Genomic DNA, 15,035 nt, shown 5'->3' with positions numbered 1-15,035 from the left:
ATTACCCTTAAGTTATAAGTTTAAATAACCAAAAATCGAAATTTTTAGCTTAAAACTATTACAAATATTGTTAATTGTTAATTGTTAATTAATAATTATAATTATTAATACCTATACATGAACATATGAGATTGCGATCACCATAAGCGTTATCAATACGTCCTACCGTAGCCCAAAATTTATGTTGTTTTGTGAAGGTATCAGGATAAGCCGCCGATTCTCGACTGTAAGGGTGATTCCAGTCAGAAGCAATTAAGCTCATTGCAGTATGGGGAGCATTTTTTAAAACATTATCTTTAATATCCGCTTCTCCCTTTTCTATGGCTCTTATTTCTTCTCTAATACCAATCATAGCATCACAAAAACGATCTAATTCTGATAAAGATTCACTTTCCGTCGGTTCAATCATCATTGTACCGCCAACGGGCCACGACATAGTAGGTGCATGAAAACCGTAATCAATTAAACGTTTAGCTACATCTTCCACTTCTATCTGAGCCGTTTTGCGTAACGGGCGTAAGTCAATGATACACTCATGCGCAACCAAATTAGATTTACCAGTAAAAAGAATGGGATAATGGGGGGCAAGACGATGAGCGATATAATTAGCATTGAGAATAGCAATTTTTGTAGCATCTGTTAACCCTTCACTACCCATCATGGCAATATACATCCAAGATATAGGTAAAATACTTGCACTACCCCACGGTGCAGAAGAAATCATCCCGATTGATTGACTATCATCATCATTATTTTGTTGACAACTGATAGCTGATAGTTGATAGTTGATAGGTAAAAAAGGTATTAAATGAGGCATTACTCCGATAGGACCTACACCAGGACCACCTCCACCATGAGGAATACAAAATGTTTTATGTAGGTTTAGGTGACATACATCAGCACCAAAATCACCTGGGCGACATAAGCCAACTTGAGCATTCATATTCGCACCATCAAGATATACTTGTCCTCCATAAGCATGAATAATTCCACATATATCTTTTATTCCTTCCTCAAAAACCCCATGAGTAGAAGGATAGGTAATCATCAAAGCCGCTAAGTTTTTTTGATGTTTTTCAGCTTTAGCTTTTAAGTCTTCAATATCAATATTTCCTTCCGCATCACATTTGACTACGATTACTTTTAAACCGCACATTACTGCACTAGCTGGATTTGTGCCGTGGGCAGATTCAGGAATTAAGCAAATATTTCTATTACCTTCTCCTTTGCTGTCGTGGTATTTACGAATAACTTGTAATCCTGCATATTCTCCTTGTGAACCAGCATTAGGTTGCAAGGAGATAGCCGCAAAGCCAGTAATTTCAGCTAACCATGCCTCTAATTGAGTGAAAATAGTTTGATAGCCTTTAGTTTGAGATAAAGGTGCAAAAGGGTGAATGTTGTTAAATTCTGCCCATGTAATGGGTATCATCTCTGCAGTAGCATTCAATTTCATCGTACACGAACCTAACGCAATCATGGAAGTGGTTAAAGATAAATCTTTGGTTTCAAGACGATATAAATACCGTAATAATTCTGTTTCTGAATGATATTGATTAAAAACGGCTTCTGTTAAATAACGAGATTGACGCTTTAATTGAGAAGGAATACCTAAGTTATCAACATATAAATCCGAGCTATTGAAAGATAATTCTTTATTTTGAGCAAAAATTGACCAAATTTGTTTAATATCCTCAATAGTTTTCGTTTCATCGATACTGATGCCGATGGAATTTTCAAAGTAACGGAAGTTAATCAAATTCGCTTCTGCTTTTAAACGTACACTATTAATATCATCAACTTTTATGGTAATAGTATCGAAAAAATGATGAGATTTAGTTTTATAACCAAGTATTTCTAAACCTTTTGCAAGAATTTTTGTTAATTGGTTAACTCTTAAAGCAATATTTTTTATCCCTTCTTCTCCATGATAAACGGCATAACTAGAAGCGATTACAGCTAATAAAACTTGAGCCGTACAAATATTACTAGTGGCTTTATCTCTACGAATATGTTGCTCTCTGGTTTGTAAAGCCAGTCTTAGGGCAGGTTGATCATGTACATCTTTTGAGACGCCAACAATTCTCCCTGGTACTTGTCTTTTATACTCTTCTTTCGTGGCAAAATAAGCAGCGTGAGGACCACCATAACCTAATGGTACACCGAAACGTTGAGTATTTCCTACGGCAATGTCGGCATTTAATTCACCCGGAGATTTTAACAAAGCAAGACTCAACAAATCAGCGGCTAGGGTGACGATGCCTTTTTGTTGATGAATTTGCTCAATAATATCTTGATAGTCGTAAATTGTGCCGTCAGTGGCAGGATATTGAAATAATGCCCCGAATATAGGAGTGTTAAAGTTAAATATTTGAGGATTGTCAATAATTAGCTCAATATCGAGATATTTTGCTCTAGTTTTAATAACTTCGATAGTCTGAGGATGACAATTTATATCGATAAAAAAAGTATTAGATTTATGTTTAGTAACTTGATAACTCATCGTCATGGCTTCGGCAGCCGCAGTGCCTTCATCTAAAAGAGAAGCGTTGGCTATTTCTAACCCCGTGAAGTCGATAATCATGGTTTGGAAGTTGAGCAAGGCTTCTAATCTTCCTTGAGCAATTTCTGGTTGATAAGGGGTGTAAGCTGTGTACCAATTGGGATTTTCAAGGATATTACGTTGAATAACCGCAGGAGTGATGCAGTTGTAATAACCCATGCCAATGTAAGAATTATATACTTGATTTTCTTCGGCAATCACTTTTAAAGTAGCTAAGGCTTTAGTTTCTGTGAGAGAAGAGGGTAACTTAAGGGAATTTTGTAAACGAATAGATGAAGGTACAGCAGTATTAATTAATGAATCTAAGTTATCATAACCTAGTTTTTTTAACATCAATTGTTGTGCTTTCTTATTAATACCGAGATGACGATGCTTAAATATATCTTCAGCAATGGAAGTTTGAGCTTGAGATGAGGTGATTTGAGTATATTCGGGAGCAGTAGAAGAGGTAATATTTTTTAAGTCAAGCATTGGCTGATGGGAGTTAATAAATTGATATATATCTTAATATATCTTAATTTAATCAATTTATTATTTCGGTGAATGCCATTCACCCCTAAAGATACTTAATTGTTTTTCCATGCCTTCATTTTGCCCTGATTCATTAAACCATAAGGATCAACCTTTTTTTTGAAATTAAGTTGTTCAATATCGATATTTTTCCTTCCTCCATCTTCTAAAATATAAGTGTGAGGATTAGCGATAAACATACCATTTTCTTCGTGATATTTGATAATTTCATTTAGTCTTTTTTCAGTGGTAAATTTGACCAGTTGTAAACCAGCCGGAATAGCTTTTCCTCCTACCCTTAAAAATTCCAGGTGTATCATCACCTCATCTCCAAAATAATTATACATTTTTTCTACTTTATCAATGGTAAAAAAGAAAGTTTGTAAGTATGTGATATTAGAGTCAATATTTCGAGCATGAAAAGTAGTATGATTCCACGTAAATTCAATTAAATTAATATTACTATTTTTGGATAAATCTTGTTGATAAGTAATTTTTCCTTGATATTCTTTAACTAATTCTTGTAAAGGATATAAAGAAATTTCAGCCATGCTTAATAAAGCACAATTTTCTCCGTTAGGTAAATAAGATTTAAGGGCAATAAAATAATTAGCAATAGGTTGAGCATGAATACTAATTAATTTTTTAGTGATTCCATCACTATCAGCTAAAGCTTGACCAAATTTTAAAGCAGAAATAAAGTTATCAAAAGTTACAATAACATCGACCCAATTATAGGCAGGTGCGAGAGGAATTTCTAATTGAGTAATAATGCCATTTGTGCCATAAGCATGATTAACTTGTTGAGTTTCATCACCAAATAATTCTATAATTCTTGGCTCTTTTTCTAAGGTAACAACTCTAACTTTATTTAAGTTTCCTCGATCTCTTAATTGTCCATAATTTATCGAACCAATGCCACCACTTCCACCTCCTATAAATCCCCCTAAAGTTGCAATTTTGTAAGTAGAAGGAATCATACGTAATTCCCAACCTTGTTTTTTAGTTTCTCTTTCCAATAAACTGATTTTTATTCCTGCATCAACACAAGCAACTCCTGATTTTATCCAGTGAATTTTTTTCATTTCTGTCATGTCTAAAACGATGCCACCGTTAAGAGGAATACACTGCCCATAATTTCCTGTACCAGCACCCCTAATAGTTAAAGGTATTTTATATTTAATACATATTTGAGCTATTTTTAATACTTCTTCTTCATTGGTAGGAATAACAACTAAATCGGCTTGTTTATTTTGTAAAATTGGTATTAAGATTGGACTAAAATAATAATAATCTTGAGATAGCTTTTTGATTTCTTCTACATTTTCAATAGTTTTAATATTTTTGAGTTCTTCAATAATTGTGTAATAATCAATCATGATTTGTAGAATAAAATTTTAAATTTAAATTATAGTTAATTTTTAAGAAGTTTTCAACATTAAAGATGCTTTGAATTAAACAGTTATTTTACTTATTATTTGTTTAATTATTATTAAGGATTAATATTTTTATATATTTGTTAAATCAGTTTCTATTATAGTCATAATTGCCAAAAGAATGTTTAAAAAATTAAAAGCATAGGACATATAGTGTAATAAAATTAAATCGCAGTATTGAATACTACAACAAGAACTCTACCCCATTATTTTTATTATTCAGACATATTTTTCGTATTGTTTATTAATTACAAAGAAAGGTATATCAGTAGAAGGTTTAATTGATCAATGAAAATTGAGACTTATTGTCATAGTTTTCCAAAATTAGAACCACAAATGCTTCAAAAAACAAATTTGCAACCTTGAGATTACAATATACGAAAGTTGAAATGATAAAAAAATTAACAAAGGATTATTGTTCAATTATAGAAAGGGTTTAAGGTTATTTTTGTGAGGTCTGTTTTTTATACCCTTGTTATGCGCATAGTTTATGTGCATAATAAAAAATATAAAAATAAATAAGACTATGGCTAGTATTAATATTTATATCAATGATGATTTGAAAGAAGAAATGGCTTTGGTGGAGGCGAATTGGTCGGAAGTTTGTCGTCAGGCTATCAACCTTGAAATTACTAAAAGTAAGACAGGTGAAACTAGTTATGAGCCAAACAACTTTGAAGAGGGAAATTGGGATTATTCTTCTTTCGAGGAAAATTTTAATAATGAGAATGTAATCATTAAGCCTTATATCGATCATACCAATCCTAAATTACGCAATACTGTAAAAGTTGCTTCTCAATGGTTAGAAGAAATTAAACGAGAATTAGCGATCGCCCGATTAGACGGTAATTCATTAGGAGAGTTTTTTCAAGGAGTTAGAAAGATTGAAGTTTTAAAACCGGGGAAGCCATGGAAAACAGGGTATCTAAAAATTAATTATCACATTGATTTTTACTTTCAAGATGATGATGCTACAGACACTATTGAAGCGGAAATTATTAACACCATAAATCCTCAAATTTCATCATCAGTGGTCACAAAAATAGACACCATTGAACCCATAGATCAATCACTGAGATTCACTGAATTAGAGCATTTAGGAATCGTTAGTGTTGATTTAGAACCGTTACCGTCTGACTCTAAAGAAATACGAATGATGTATCCAGAGTTATATACACCTTTGAAAAAAGCCATTGAAAATTGTTTTTGTTTAAGTAAATCAAAATTTTCCACTAAACAAGTTAAACAATGGTGGAAAGAATGGTATGACCATCAGTTACTAATCAATTCTGGGGATATTGATATTGAATCTTTTTTAGAAGATGAAGATAAGCGGGAAGCTGATATTTCAGGTTATATCAATTCTGAATACTTTGAACTAAGAACGGAATTTTTAAAAGATTTAGAAGGTTATTGTCAAGAGCTAGGATTTTTACATTATGACTTTGTTTATTTTTCTAGTTTTATTTTTGATTTAGTTTATTTTACTAAAGAGCAAGATTTTAATGATTTAGATTTAGACAATTTTGCCCAAATTGATTTTATCAATAAAGATGAATTACCTCACAAATCAGGCTTATATTTTGTTGTAGAAGATACCAACATTTATGCTTTTGGGTTTACTAAAAATCTTTATTATCATTGGGAAAATCATAAACTTAACAAAAAAATAAACAGTAAAAATAACATTAAAATATTGTTTATTATTCTCGATTCTAATCGTTATTTACATAACATGAAGAATAACTTATTGCACGATTATCTTCAAAAAGTTAACCTAAATGATAATCCATATTTAAACAATTAAAAAGAGAGCAAAAAAATGAAATTTATTTGTCAATTATTAGGTATTGGTTTGATGCTTTTAGGGGTTTATTTATTAGGTAAAAATATTTTCTTTACCACGAGTGCTTATCCTTATTTTTGGCGTGGTATTGCGGCAGATATTTCAGTATTAGCCTTAACTTCGGGTGTTATTAGCTTATTCATGCTACCGAAAACAGAAAAAATTTTAGGATGGATTTTAATTGGTTTTGGAGTAGTTTTTGTCATTTATAGTAGTCGAGCAGTACTTAATCCCATTAGTTTATGGCATTTTTTTCTATCAATTGTGTCAATGGTAGGTGGTTTTAAACTATTAACAGATAGACAGTTCGGTGGTTAAGAAAAAATATTATTGTATTTAGTTAATAAAAACAAAAACTTATTATTAACTACATGAATGTTTTAAAAAGATTCACAACATTCAGTAAATTTTAAAAAATCAACAATAATGAGTATAAACTACTCGAAAATCTCTAAATCTTTTGATAAACTAATACTTCTAAAAATCTCACGACTTCCGCAGAATTACTAGAGTTTTTGTGTTAAATATTGTTGATAACCTAATTTATCTAATTCTGATTGTTTATCTCTAACCATCTTTTCTAAATTTTGGCTATATTGTTCAACTTTTTGTAATAATTCTGGTTGTTGACTGGCTAAAATTCTAACAGCTAATAAACCAGCATTTTCAGCATTGCCAATGGCAACAGTCGCAACAGGAATTCCTCTGGGCATTTGTACAATAGAATATAAAGAATCAACACCTTGTAAATGTTTAGTTTGTACTGGTACTCCAATTACAGGCAAAGGAGTTAAAGAGGCTACCATACCCGGAAGATGTGCCGCACCTCCTGCTCCTGCAATAATAACTTTTAAGCCTCTTTTATGAGCATTTTGAGCATATTCTACCATTCTTAAGGGAGTTCTATGGGCAGAAACAATTTCTACTTCATAATTAATGGTGAATTCTTCACAAATGGCTATCGCCGCTTTCATAGTGGGTAAGTCAGAATCACTACCCATGATAATACCAATTTCAGGAAACATTATTTTGTTTAAATATAAAAAGAATTTCTGAGGAAATGAATTTATCGTTATTTCAGTTCAATAATATTATCAAACTTAAAGGAAAATTAATCAATGAATCAATTGACTGTGAGTATTTTCGGTATGGGATTAATGGGGCAACCAATGGCAATAAAATTATGTCAGGCAAATATTCCCGTCATGGTTTACAATCGCACATTAGAAAAATTAACATCATTCAAAGCCCAAAATATTCCTATCACTAATAATGCACAAGATGCCATCATCTTTGGTAATTGTTTAATTTTGATGTTGACGGATATTAAAGCAATAGAAGCAGTAATTTTAGATTCTTATGCCGACTTAACAGATAAAACTATTATTCAAATGGGTACTATTTCCCCTGATGAGAGTCAAAAATTATTAACACAAATAGAATTAAGAGGCGGAGAATATTTAGAAGCACCAGTTTTAGGGAGTATTCCTGAAGTTAAAAATGGTGATTTATTAGTTATGGTAGGTGCAACTAAAAATCAATTTGACAGATGGCAAGATTTACTCAAAAATTATAGCCCTGAACCGATTTTGGTAGGTAAAGTGGGAACAGCCTCAGCCTTAAAATTAGCTTTGAATCAAATGATAGCAGGATTAACCAGTACCTTTGCCCTTAGTTTACGTTTTATTCAACAACAAGGGGTTGAGGTGTCAACTTTTATGGACATTTTACGTAATAGTGCTTTATATGCTCCTACTTTTGATAAAAAATTATCGAGAATGTCTGATGGCAATTATCAGAATCCCAATTTTCCGACAAAACATTTACTGAAAGATATAAATTTATTTTTGACATCGGCGGCAGAAAAAGGTTTAAATACACAGAGTTTAGAAGGGATTAAGGCGATCGTATCACAAACGGTAAATAAAGGTTATGGGGATAGTGATTATTCAGCACTCATTGAAAGCATCGCCCAACAAACGAAACAAGTGGACAAGTAAACAAGATTTATGCTTTTTAAAATAATTTTATTGATGAGCAAGAAACATAATCTTTCTGCTGATCAATTATCCATTAGAAATTAGTCAATAATTGTTCATCTCATTGTCACAGAAAAGTCAAATCAGTACTTTATATTATTAATTGTCAGCTTAAAAAAGGTTTTCCTCTTTTGCTCCTTCGCACTTAAGCTGACTTTTTTCTCAACATATATACTTATTATTATTCCTGCAATATTATTTATTTTTATTTTATTCCCCAAAAACTCAAAATAGGAGTCTTTATCATGAGCAAATATATTCAAAAAGCAACAACTTGCACTTCTTTACTTTTATTAGGTGCGGGTATTGGTGTGGGTGTCAATTATTTAGTCAATACCCCTCAAATATTCGCTAGTACAAATAATAATACAACCATTGAACAAAAAGAAAATTTAACCAGTGCTAAGTTACCCTCATTGGCAGATAATACAGACATTAATTTTGTTTCTAAAGTAGTTCAAGAAGTCGGTCCTGCTGTTGTTAGAATTAACGCAGAAAGAACAGTCGCCAGTAATCAAAATGTACCTCCTGTATTTAATGATCCTTTTTTCCGTCAATTTTTTGGAGATCAAATCCCTCAAACTCCTGAGCAACAAATTCAACAGGGTACAGGCTCTGGGTTTATTATCAGTGATGATGGTAAAATCTTAACTAATGCTCATGTAGTAGAGGGGTCAACTAAAGTAACTGTTAACTTAAAAGATGGACGAGTGTTAGAAGGTAAAGTCTTAGGAGTAGATTCTCTTACGGATTTAGCAGTTATTCAAGTTCAAGGAGAAAATTTACCTGTCGCTCAATTAGGTAATTCTGATAATCTTGTTATTGGTGAATGGGCGATCGCTATTGGTAATCCTTTAGGTTTAGATAACACAGTTACCACAGGAATTATTAGTGCCACAGGCAGATCGAGTTCTCAAATTGGTGTTGGTGATAAACGATTAGATTTTATTCAAACTGATGCCGCCATTAATCCGGGTAATTCAGGAGGACCACTTTTGAATGCTCAAGGAGAAGTAATTGCTATTAACACTGCAATCATTAAAAATGCTCAAGGATTAGGTTTTGCTATTCCTATTAATCGAGCGGCGGAGATTGCAGAAAAATTAATCTTACAAGGAAAAGTAGATCATCCTTATTTAGGCATTGCTATGGTGCCTTTAAATGAACAAACTAAACAACAACTTAATCAAAATGAAGGCTTTAAACTCACCAATGAAGAAGGAGTCATCGTCGTCAAAGTTATGCCTAATTCTCCTGCCGCAGAAGCTGGTTTAAAATCAGGGGATATTATTCAAGGTATTGAAGGAGAAAAAATTGCTGATCCTTCACAGATACAGAAAAAAGTAGAATCTAGTCAAGTGGGATCTGATTTAACTTTAGATTTAAGACGAGAAAAACAAGAGTTAAAAATACCCGTAAAATTAGGTATTTTGCCTACGAATAATAAACCTCAACCTCAATAAAATTTATCGTTAAAAAGTAACTTAGGCTGGGTTAAATATCTTAAACCCAGCATTAATTAATTTCTATATATAATTATTGCCAAAGAGAGGAGATCTCAGACTCTTACTCTCGCCAAAGGGATTTTTCACTACACCCTAATTGTTAATAGTTAATCGATCAACTTGTTGAGCAAAAATTTCTTGAAAATAGTTCTGTCTTTGTTGACTTGTTTCAGGTCCAAAATTCCAAAGACTTTCATAAAAGAAAAAACTTACTCCACTAAAATCTTGTTCACGAGTAGATTTTATTTTTTTATTAATCAAATTAAGATCCATTTTTTTCCCTTTTAAACCTGCTAAAATACCGATGGCAGAGGGAATATGATTTTTAGCTAATTGTAGATCTTTTTGAGCTAATTCACGGTTAAAAGATTCTATATTGTTGCGATAAATTTGGACAATTAATTCTTCAATTAAACCTTTTCTTTCCCATTTTGCCCAATCCATTAAAAACTCATCTTTAGAAAATTCTTGGGGATTAGGAGAAACAGAAATTATGACGTTATTTTTTACTTTTTTAATCTCTTGAAATAATGTCTCCATGTAATTTGTAATTTTATCTGATCGCCACTGTATCCATTCGGGATTTTTAGAATCTAAAGGAGGTAATTTTCCTTGATGTTCTTTTCTATATAAAGCGGAAGTATAAGGATCATAACCTAATTCTGAAGGATAGCCAAAATGATCATCAACTTGAATACCATCAATATCATATTCAGTAACAATCTCTAAGATTAAATCAGTAATAAAAGTTTGTACTTCTGGATGTAAGGGATTTAACCAAACTCTTTCATGGGTTTTGCCTTCTAACCAAATTTTACTACCATCTCGTCTTTGAGTTAACCATTCTGGATGACGTTTCGCTAATTGTGCATCTGCTGGTGCCATAAAACCAAATTCAAACCAAGGTATCACCGCCATCTTTTTTTTATGTCCTTCAGTGATGATTTCTTGTAATATATCTCTACTGTTCAAACCTTCTGTGGGATCAATTTTGATTCCTGTAACTTTTTCAGCTACTTGACTAGGATATAAAGTATAACCCCAATTCCAAACTGTGGGATAAAGACTATTAAAATTTAATTGGTGTAAATTAACGATCGCCTTTTTGGTATTTTCAGCAGTAAATAAAACATCACTATCAATATTCGTCAACCAAACCCCCCGAATTTCTTTTTTATTAAGAGGTTGAGCATGGATAAATTGACTACTGTTATAAACAAAAATGATAGTTAAAAAAAACAGAATAAATAATCTAATGATTTTCATTACTAATGTTGTGGATGAATATGATTCATCTTTACTAATTTTTTATGCCTAAATTAATAGGATAAAAAGGTTGATGTAAACTAATTAGATGTGCCAAAGTCTTTTTTAGTTGCGTACGAGACACAATGGCATCAACAAAACCATGCTGTAAAAGATATTCAGAAGTTTGGAAACCATCAGGTAATTTCTCCCTCAAAGTTTGCTCGATAACCCTTCTTCCAGCAAAACCAATAGTTGCACCGGGTTCAGCTATAATCAAATCTCCTAGCATAGCAAAACTTGCGGTAACTCCCCCAGTCGTGGGATGGGTCAGTATAGGAATATATAGCAATTTTTTCTCTCTATGACGTTCTAAAGCCCCTGAAATCTTCGCCATTTGCATTAAACTTAACATTCCTTCCTGCATTCTTGCACCGCCAGAAGCACAAATAATCACCACAGGGAAGGTTTTTTCTGTAGCATATTCTATCAATCTAGTGAGTCTCTCTCCAACGACTGATCCCATACTGCCACCCATAAAACGAAAATCCATTACTCCTAAAGCTATGGGTAAACCATCAATTAATCCTGTACCTGTTTGTACTGCGTCTGTTAAAGGGGTTTTAGCGTGTAATTCTTTAAGGCGATCGCCATAACTTTTACGATCATGAAAATGAAGAGGATCTGTGGGAATAAGATGATGATTTAAAGGTTGCCATGTTTTAGTATCGATTAACTGGTCAATTCTTTCATCACTAAAAATACGCATATGGTGATCACATTCTAAACACACCATATTATTAGCTTGTAAATCTTTGGTATAGGCTAAAACTCCGCATTCAGGACATTTTGTCCATAAACCATCAGCAATTTCTCTTTCCTGTTGGGGTTTTATTTCCGGCTCAGATTTTCTTAAATTATCAAACCAATCTAATAATGACATTTTTTAACAAAAGACAATTAATAATGAAAAATGAACAATGAACAATGAACAATTAAACTTTATTTTAACCATTGCCCATTGCCCATTACCCATTGCCTATCCTAACCTATTACTTATTAGTTCATTTTAAACTTGTGGTTCTAAACGAGCGTAGAATACACCACGAATTTTAACTTCTTCAGGATCTTCTGCACCCAAATCAGTAGAAGAAGGTTGTTCACTTTCAAAGACACCTGAAATTTCTCCAGTTTCTTGATCTACTTTAGTAATTTGTAAAGAGATTTCACCTTGGTAAGAATCAGCATTTTTGATGTTATTACGGGTATATTCTGTTTTATCAGCACCAGCAGGTAAAGCTACCGCATTATCATAACCAGAAGTTAAACCACGTCCTTTAGGATCTAAGAAAGATGCTCCACGATAGGAAGGAACTTTAAATTTACCAACAAAATCAGCAGAAGTATTTACAGCAGTAAAACCAGCTTCAGTTTGAGCTACTAATTTCTTAATAGTGAAGAAGAAAGGCACTTGATCTCCACCGGGTAATAATACTGTAGCGATTTGGAAATCAATACCGTCTAGTTCTGTTAAAGTTAAAACACCACTATCATCTACAGAAAGAGTCCCTCTGATTTGTTCAAGACTGCTTGTATCTCTAGTTAAGAGTTTACCTTGTATATATTCTGCTTTTTGTCTTTTATTAACGGGTTCTTCTTTAACGAAATATTCTTGTGGCTCTAAGCACATATCTAAGATCGCCAAGGGTTGATCTTTAGAAATAGCAATACTACCACGAGTAAACTCAGAAATTTCTGGACATTTGTTAGCCAATCCTGTATTAAGAATTTCATCATAGGTGATAGATTTAGGATCATAAGCCTTAGCAGCACCATCACTACAAGCACCTAAGAATCCTAAACATACTATTAGGAAAGCTACTAATAGGTTGCGAAACCTCATAATTTGACCTCTCTCAGTTAATCTCTTTTAAATTTTTAATCTTAAGTTGTACTTACTCCTAATTATGATTCCTAATTAATCGATTAGGATTTTTAAGAATAGGTATAGTTAGAATTATCGTGATCTACTTTACCAAATTAAGAGTCTTTATTTACAAAAATTATAATCATTAATTTAAACATAAGAATTTTTACCTCAATGATGCACAAAGTTTAAATAATAGGGAAACTTGAAGATCAAAATTTTCATATTTAAACATTAATTTTTATTAAATAATTGTTACAAAAATTAATATTTTTAAGTTTTTTTGAAAAGAATATCAAGATTTTCTTCTGTCATTATTTTTTAAGCACTTCTTAAAGCAACAATAGGGTCTAATTTTGCGGCTTGTTTAGCAGGTAAAACTCCAAAAAATAAACCTATTCCTCCAGAAACTCCCACGGCTAAGAAAATAGTTGTGATGGAGATATTAGTAGGTAAAGGAGAGACTAAACCAATAATAGTTAAGCCACTAATACCTATTATTGTGCCGACGAAACCACCTACGGCTGAGATGATAATTGCTTCAATCAAAAATTGTGATAATATGTTGTTCTCTGTCGCTCCAATCGCTTTTCTTAAACCAATTTCTTGAGTTCTCTCGCTTACAGATACTAACATGATATTCATTACTCCAATACCACCTACTAATAAAGAAATAGCAGCAATCGCACCTAACATCATCGTTAACCCGCCAGTAACAGTGCCAACAATACTAAGAATATCTTTTTGAGTTTCTACCCGAAAATCATCTTCTCCGACAATTTTATGTCTTAAACGTAATAAATTTTCAATTTGAAATCTAGCTGCGGCAATAGATTCAGCATCTCTAGCGGAAATAGAGATAAAGCTTAATTCTAGTCCATAATTAGAAGTTTTTCCCACGATTTGATTTGCCATTGTCGTTAAAGGTATATATAAAATTTCGTCTTGATTTGTGCCTAAAAAAGAGCCTTTTGACTCCATAATGCCAATTACTTCAAAAGAGACGTTTTTAATTCTTAAACGTTTGCCAATGGGGTTATTGTTAGGGAAAAAATCTTCTGCTATTTGTGAACCTAAAACAACTACTTTTTTATTACGCAGTAAGTCTGATTCACTAATAAATCTGCCTTGTGATACATCAAAGCTACGAACAGTTAAAAATGAAGGAGTTGTACCGACAATTGAGGTATTATTATTTTTATTGCCATAGGTAACCAGTAAACGAGAGTTGATTTGTGGAGCAACTTCCATAACACTAGGAACTTGAGTGGCGATCGCATCAGCATCATCTAACACAAGGGTTTTAGGCACTTCAAAAGTTGTACGGCGAGATTCTCGACTACCGGGGACGACAAATAATACATTCGCACCTAAAGATTCAAATTGATCAGAAGCTAATTTTTGTGCAGCTTGTCCAATTCCTATCATAGAAATGACTGAAGCATTACCTATAATAATCCCTAACATAGTTAAACTACTACGCATTTTGTTAGCCATTAAAGTAGTAGTAGCCATTTTGATGCTATCAGTAATTTTCATGATCAGGCTATAATATAATAATTAACAATAAAAAATCTAATGTGATTTTAACGAAAAAATTGTTATAGTTCTCTGAGATTAAGATATAATTTCTGAAATAGCAATGGGATATTTCCCGATAACGAATAATAAAATTCTGTTATAAGCTATAGAAGGATAAAGAAAAATATTCAAAGGAATATCTAAAATATATGACGAATATACAAGAAAAAATTCAAGAAGAATTAAAAGAAGCTAGGGAGGTATGTGATGTCAACGGAAAAGACTCTCCTGAATGTGCAGCTGCTTGGGATGCAGTAGAAGAGTTACAGGCGGAAGCATCTCATCAAAAAGACAATGAGCCTCATAAAACATCTTTAGAGCAATATTGTGATGATAACCCAGACGCTGCTGAATGTCGTCTTTACGAAGATTAATTTTTCAAT

The 15,035-nt window shown here is 32.4% G+C and carries 12 protein-coding genes; 5 read left to right on the top strand and 7 right to left on the bottom strand.

The window, feature by feature from the left end; translation table 11 throughout:
- Positions 1-88: 88 nt before the first annotated feature.
- Both gcvP and GM3708_RS16370 read right to left on the bottom strand, forming a co-directional pair.
- Positions 89-3,034, bottom strand: coding sequence for an aminomethyl-transferring glycine dehydrogenase (gene gcvP / locus GM3708_RS16375; RefSeq protein ID WP_066349109.1), 2,946 nt, complete (start codon positions 3,032-3,034; stop codon positions 89-91).
- Positions 3,035-3,129: 95 nt separating this feature from the next.
- Complete coding sequence (locus tag GM3708_RS16370) at positions 3,130-4,452, bottom strand: FAD-binding oxidoreductase (protein WP_066349108.1); 1,323 nt, start codon at positions 4,450-4,452, stop codon at positions 3,130-3,132.
- 583 nt (positions 4,453-5,035) lie between these two features.
- Here GM3708_RS16370 and GM3708_RS16365 point away from each other — a divergent pair.
- Positions 5,036-6,316: a hypothetical protein gene (locus tag GM3708_RS16365; protein WP_066349107.1), complete on the top strand. Its 1,281-nt coding sequence runs from the start codon at positions 5,036-5,038 to the stop codon at positions 6,314-6,316.
- A 15-nt stretch (positions 6,317-6,331) separates the two neighbouring features.
- Positions 6,332-6,673 (top strand): hypothetical protein, encoded by a 342-nt coding sequence (locus GM3708_RS16360; RefSeq protein ID WP_066349105.1) that lies wholly within the window; start codon positions 6,332-6,334, stop codon positions 6,671-6,673.
- A 188-nt stretch (positions 6,674-6,861) separates the two neighbouring features.
- On the opposite strand, the gene purE is transcribed toward GM3708_RS16360, so the two are convergent.
- Positions 6,862-7,380, bottom strand: coding sequence for a 5-(carboxyamino)imidazole ribonucleotide mutase (gene purE / locus GM3708_RS16355; RefSeq protein ID WP_066349103.1), 519 nt, complete (start codon positions 7,378-7,380; stop codon positions 6,862-6,864).
- A gap of 102 nt (positions 7,381-7,482) precedes the next feature.
- Here purE and GM3708_RS16350 point away from each other — a divergent pair, with 102 nt between their 5' ends.
- Both GM3708_RS16350 and GM3708_RS16340 read left to right on the top strand, forming a co-directional pair.
- Entirely contained in the window at positions 7,483-8,355 is an 873-nt protein-coding gene (locus GM3708_RS16350; protein WP_396229673.1) for an NAD(P)-dependent oxidoreductase, read from the top strand.
- Between the two features lie 284 nt (positions 8,356-8,639).
- Positions 8,640-9,857 carry an HhoA/HhoB/HtrA family serine endopeptidase gene (locus GM3708_RS16340; RefSeq protein WP_066349099.1) on the top strand — a complete coding sequence of 406 codons (1,218 nt, stop codon included), beginning with the start codon at positions 8,640-8,642 and terminating at the stop codon, positions 9,855-9,857.
- Between the two features lie 135 nt (positions 9,858-9,992).
- On the opposite strand, the gene GM3708_RS16335 is transcribed toward GM3708_RS16340, so the two are convergent.
- The 4 genes from GM3708_RS16335 to GM3708_RS16320 form a co-directional block, all read right to left on the bottom strand.
- Positions 9,993-11,165: a glycoside hydrolase family 10 protein gene (locus GM3708_RS16335; RefSeq protein ID WP_066349098.1), complete on the bottom strand. Its 1,173-nt coding sequence runs from the start codon at positions 11,163-11,165 to the stop codon at positions 9,993-9,995.
- A gap of 34 nt (positions 11,166-11,199) precedes the next feature.
- Positions 11,200-12,087, bottom strand: coding sequence for an acetyl-CoA carboxylase, carboxyltransferase subunit beta (gene accD / locus GM3708_RS16330; RefSeq protein ID WP_066349097.1), 888 nt, complete (start codon positions 12,085-12,087; stop codon positions 11,200-11,202).
- A 126-nt stretch (positions 12,088-12,213) separates the two neighbouring features.
- Positions 12,214-13,047, bottom strand: coding sequence for a photosystem II manganese-stabilizing polypeptide (locus GM3708_RS16325; RefSeq protein WP_066349095.1), 834 nt, complete (start codon positions 13,045-13,047; stop codon positions 12,214-12,216).
- A 345-nt stretch (positions 13,048-13,392) separates the two neighbouring features.
- Complete coding sequence (locus GM3708_RS16320) at positions 13,393-14,610, bottom strand: ABC transporter permease (RefSeq protein WP_066349093.1); 1,218 nt, start codon at positions 14,608-14,610, stop codon at positions 13,393-13,395.
- Positions 14,611-14,801: 191 nt separating this feature from the next.
- Between GM3708_RS16320 and GM3708_RS16315 the strand changes: the two genes are divergently transcribed.
- Complete coding sequence (locus tag GM3708_RS16315) at positions 14,802-15,026, top strand: Calvin cycle protein CP12 (protein WP_066349091.1); 225 nt, start codon at positions 14,802-14,804, stop codon at positions 15,024-15,026.
- Positions 15,027-15,035 lie beyond the last annotated feature (9 nt).

The sequence above is a fragment of the Geminocystis sp. NIES-3708 genome (assembly GCF_001548095.1).
GTDB lineage: Bacteria > Cyanobacteriota > Cyanobacteriia > Cyanobacteriales > Cyanobacteriaceae > Geminocystis.
This window is presented reverse-complemented; position numbering and strand designations above follow the sequence as displayed.

Bases quoted from the DNA above. Each gene is read 5' to 3' on its own strand.
- GM3708_RS16365 (WP_066349107.1), top strand. From the start codon at position 5,036: ATGGCTAGTATTAATATTTATATCAATGATGATTTGAAAGAAGAAATG.
- GM3708_RS16335 (WP_066349098.1), bottom strand. From the start codon at position 11,165: ATGAAAATCATTAGATTATTTATTCTGTTTTTTTTAACTATCATTTTT.
- GM3708_RS16360 (WP_066349105.1), top strand. From the start codon at position 6,332: ATGAAATTTATTTGTCAATTATTAGGTATTGGTTTGATGCTTTTAGGG.
- GM3708_RS16315 (WP_066349091.1), top strand. From the start codon at position 14,802: ATGACGAATATACAAGAAAAAATTCAAGAAGAATTAAAAGAAGCTAGG.
- GM3708_RS16320 (WP_066349093.1), bottom strand. From the start codon at position 14,610: ATGAAAATTACTGATAGCATCAAAATGGCTACTACTACTTTAATGGCT.
- GM3708_RS16370 (WP_066349108.1), bottom strand. From the start codon at position 4,452: ATGATTGATTATTACACAATTATTGAAGAACTCAAAAATATTAAAACT.
- purE (WP_066349103.1), bottom strand. From the start codon at position 7,380: ATGTTTCCTGAAATTGGTATTATCATGGGTAGTGATTCTGACTTACCC.
- accD (WP_066349097.1), bottom strand. From the start codon at position 12,087: ATGTCATTATTAGATTGGTTTGATAATTTAAGAAAATCTGAGCCGGAA.
- GM3708_RS16325 (WP_066349095.1), bottom strand. From the start codon at position 13,047: ATGAGGTTTCGCAACCTATTAGTAGCTTTCCTAATAGTATGTTTAGGA.
- GM3708_RS16340 (WP_066349099.1), top strand. From the start codon at position 8,640: ATGAGCAAATATATTCAAAAAGCAACAACTTGCACTTCTTTACTTTTA.
- gcvP (WP_066349109.1), bottom strand. From the start codon at position 3,034: ATGCTTGACTTAAAAAATATTACCTCTTCTACTGCTCCCGAATATACT.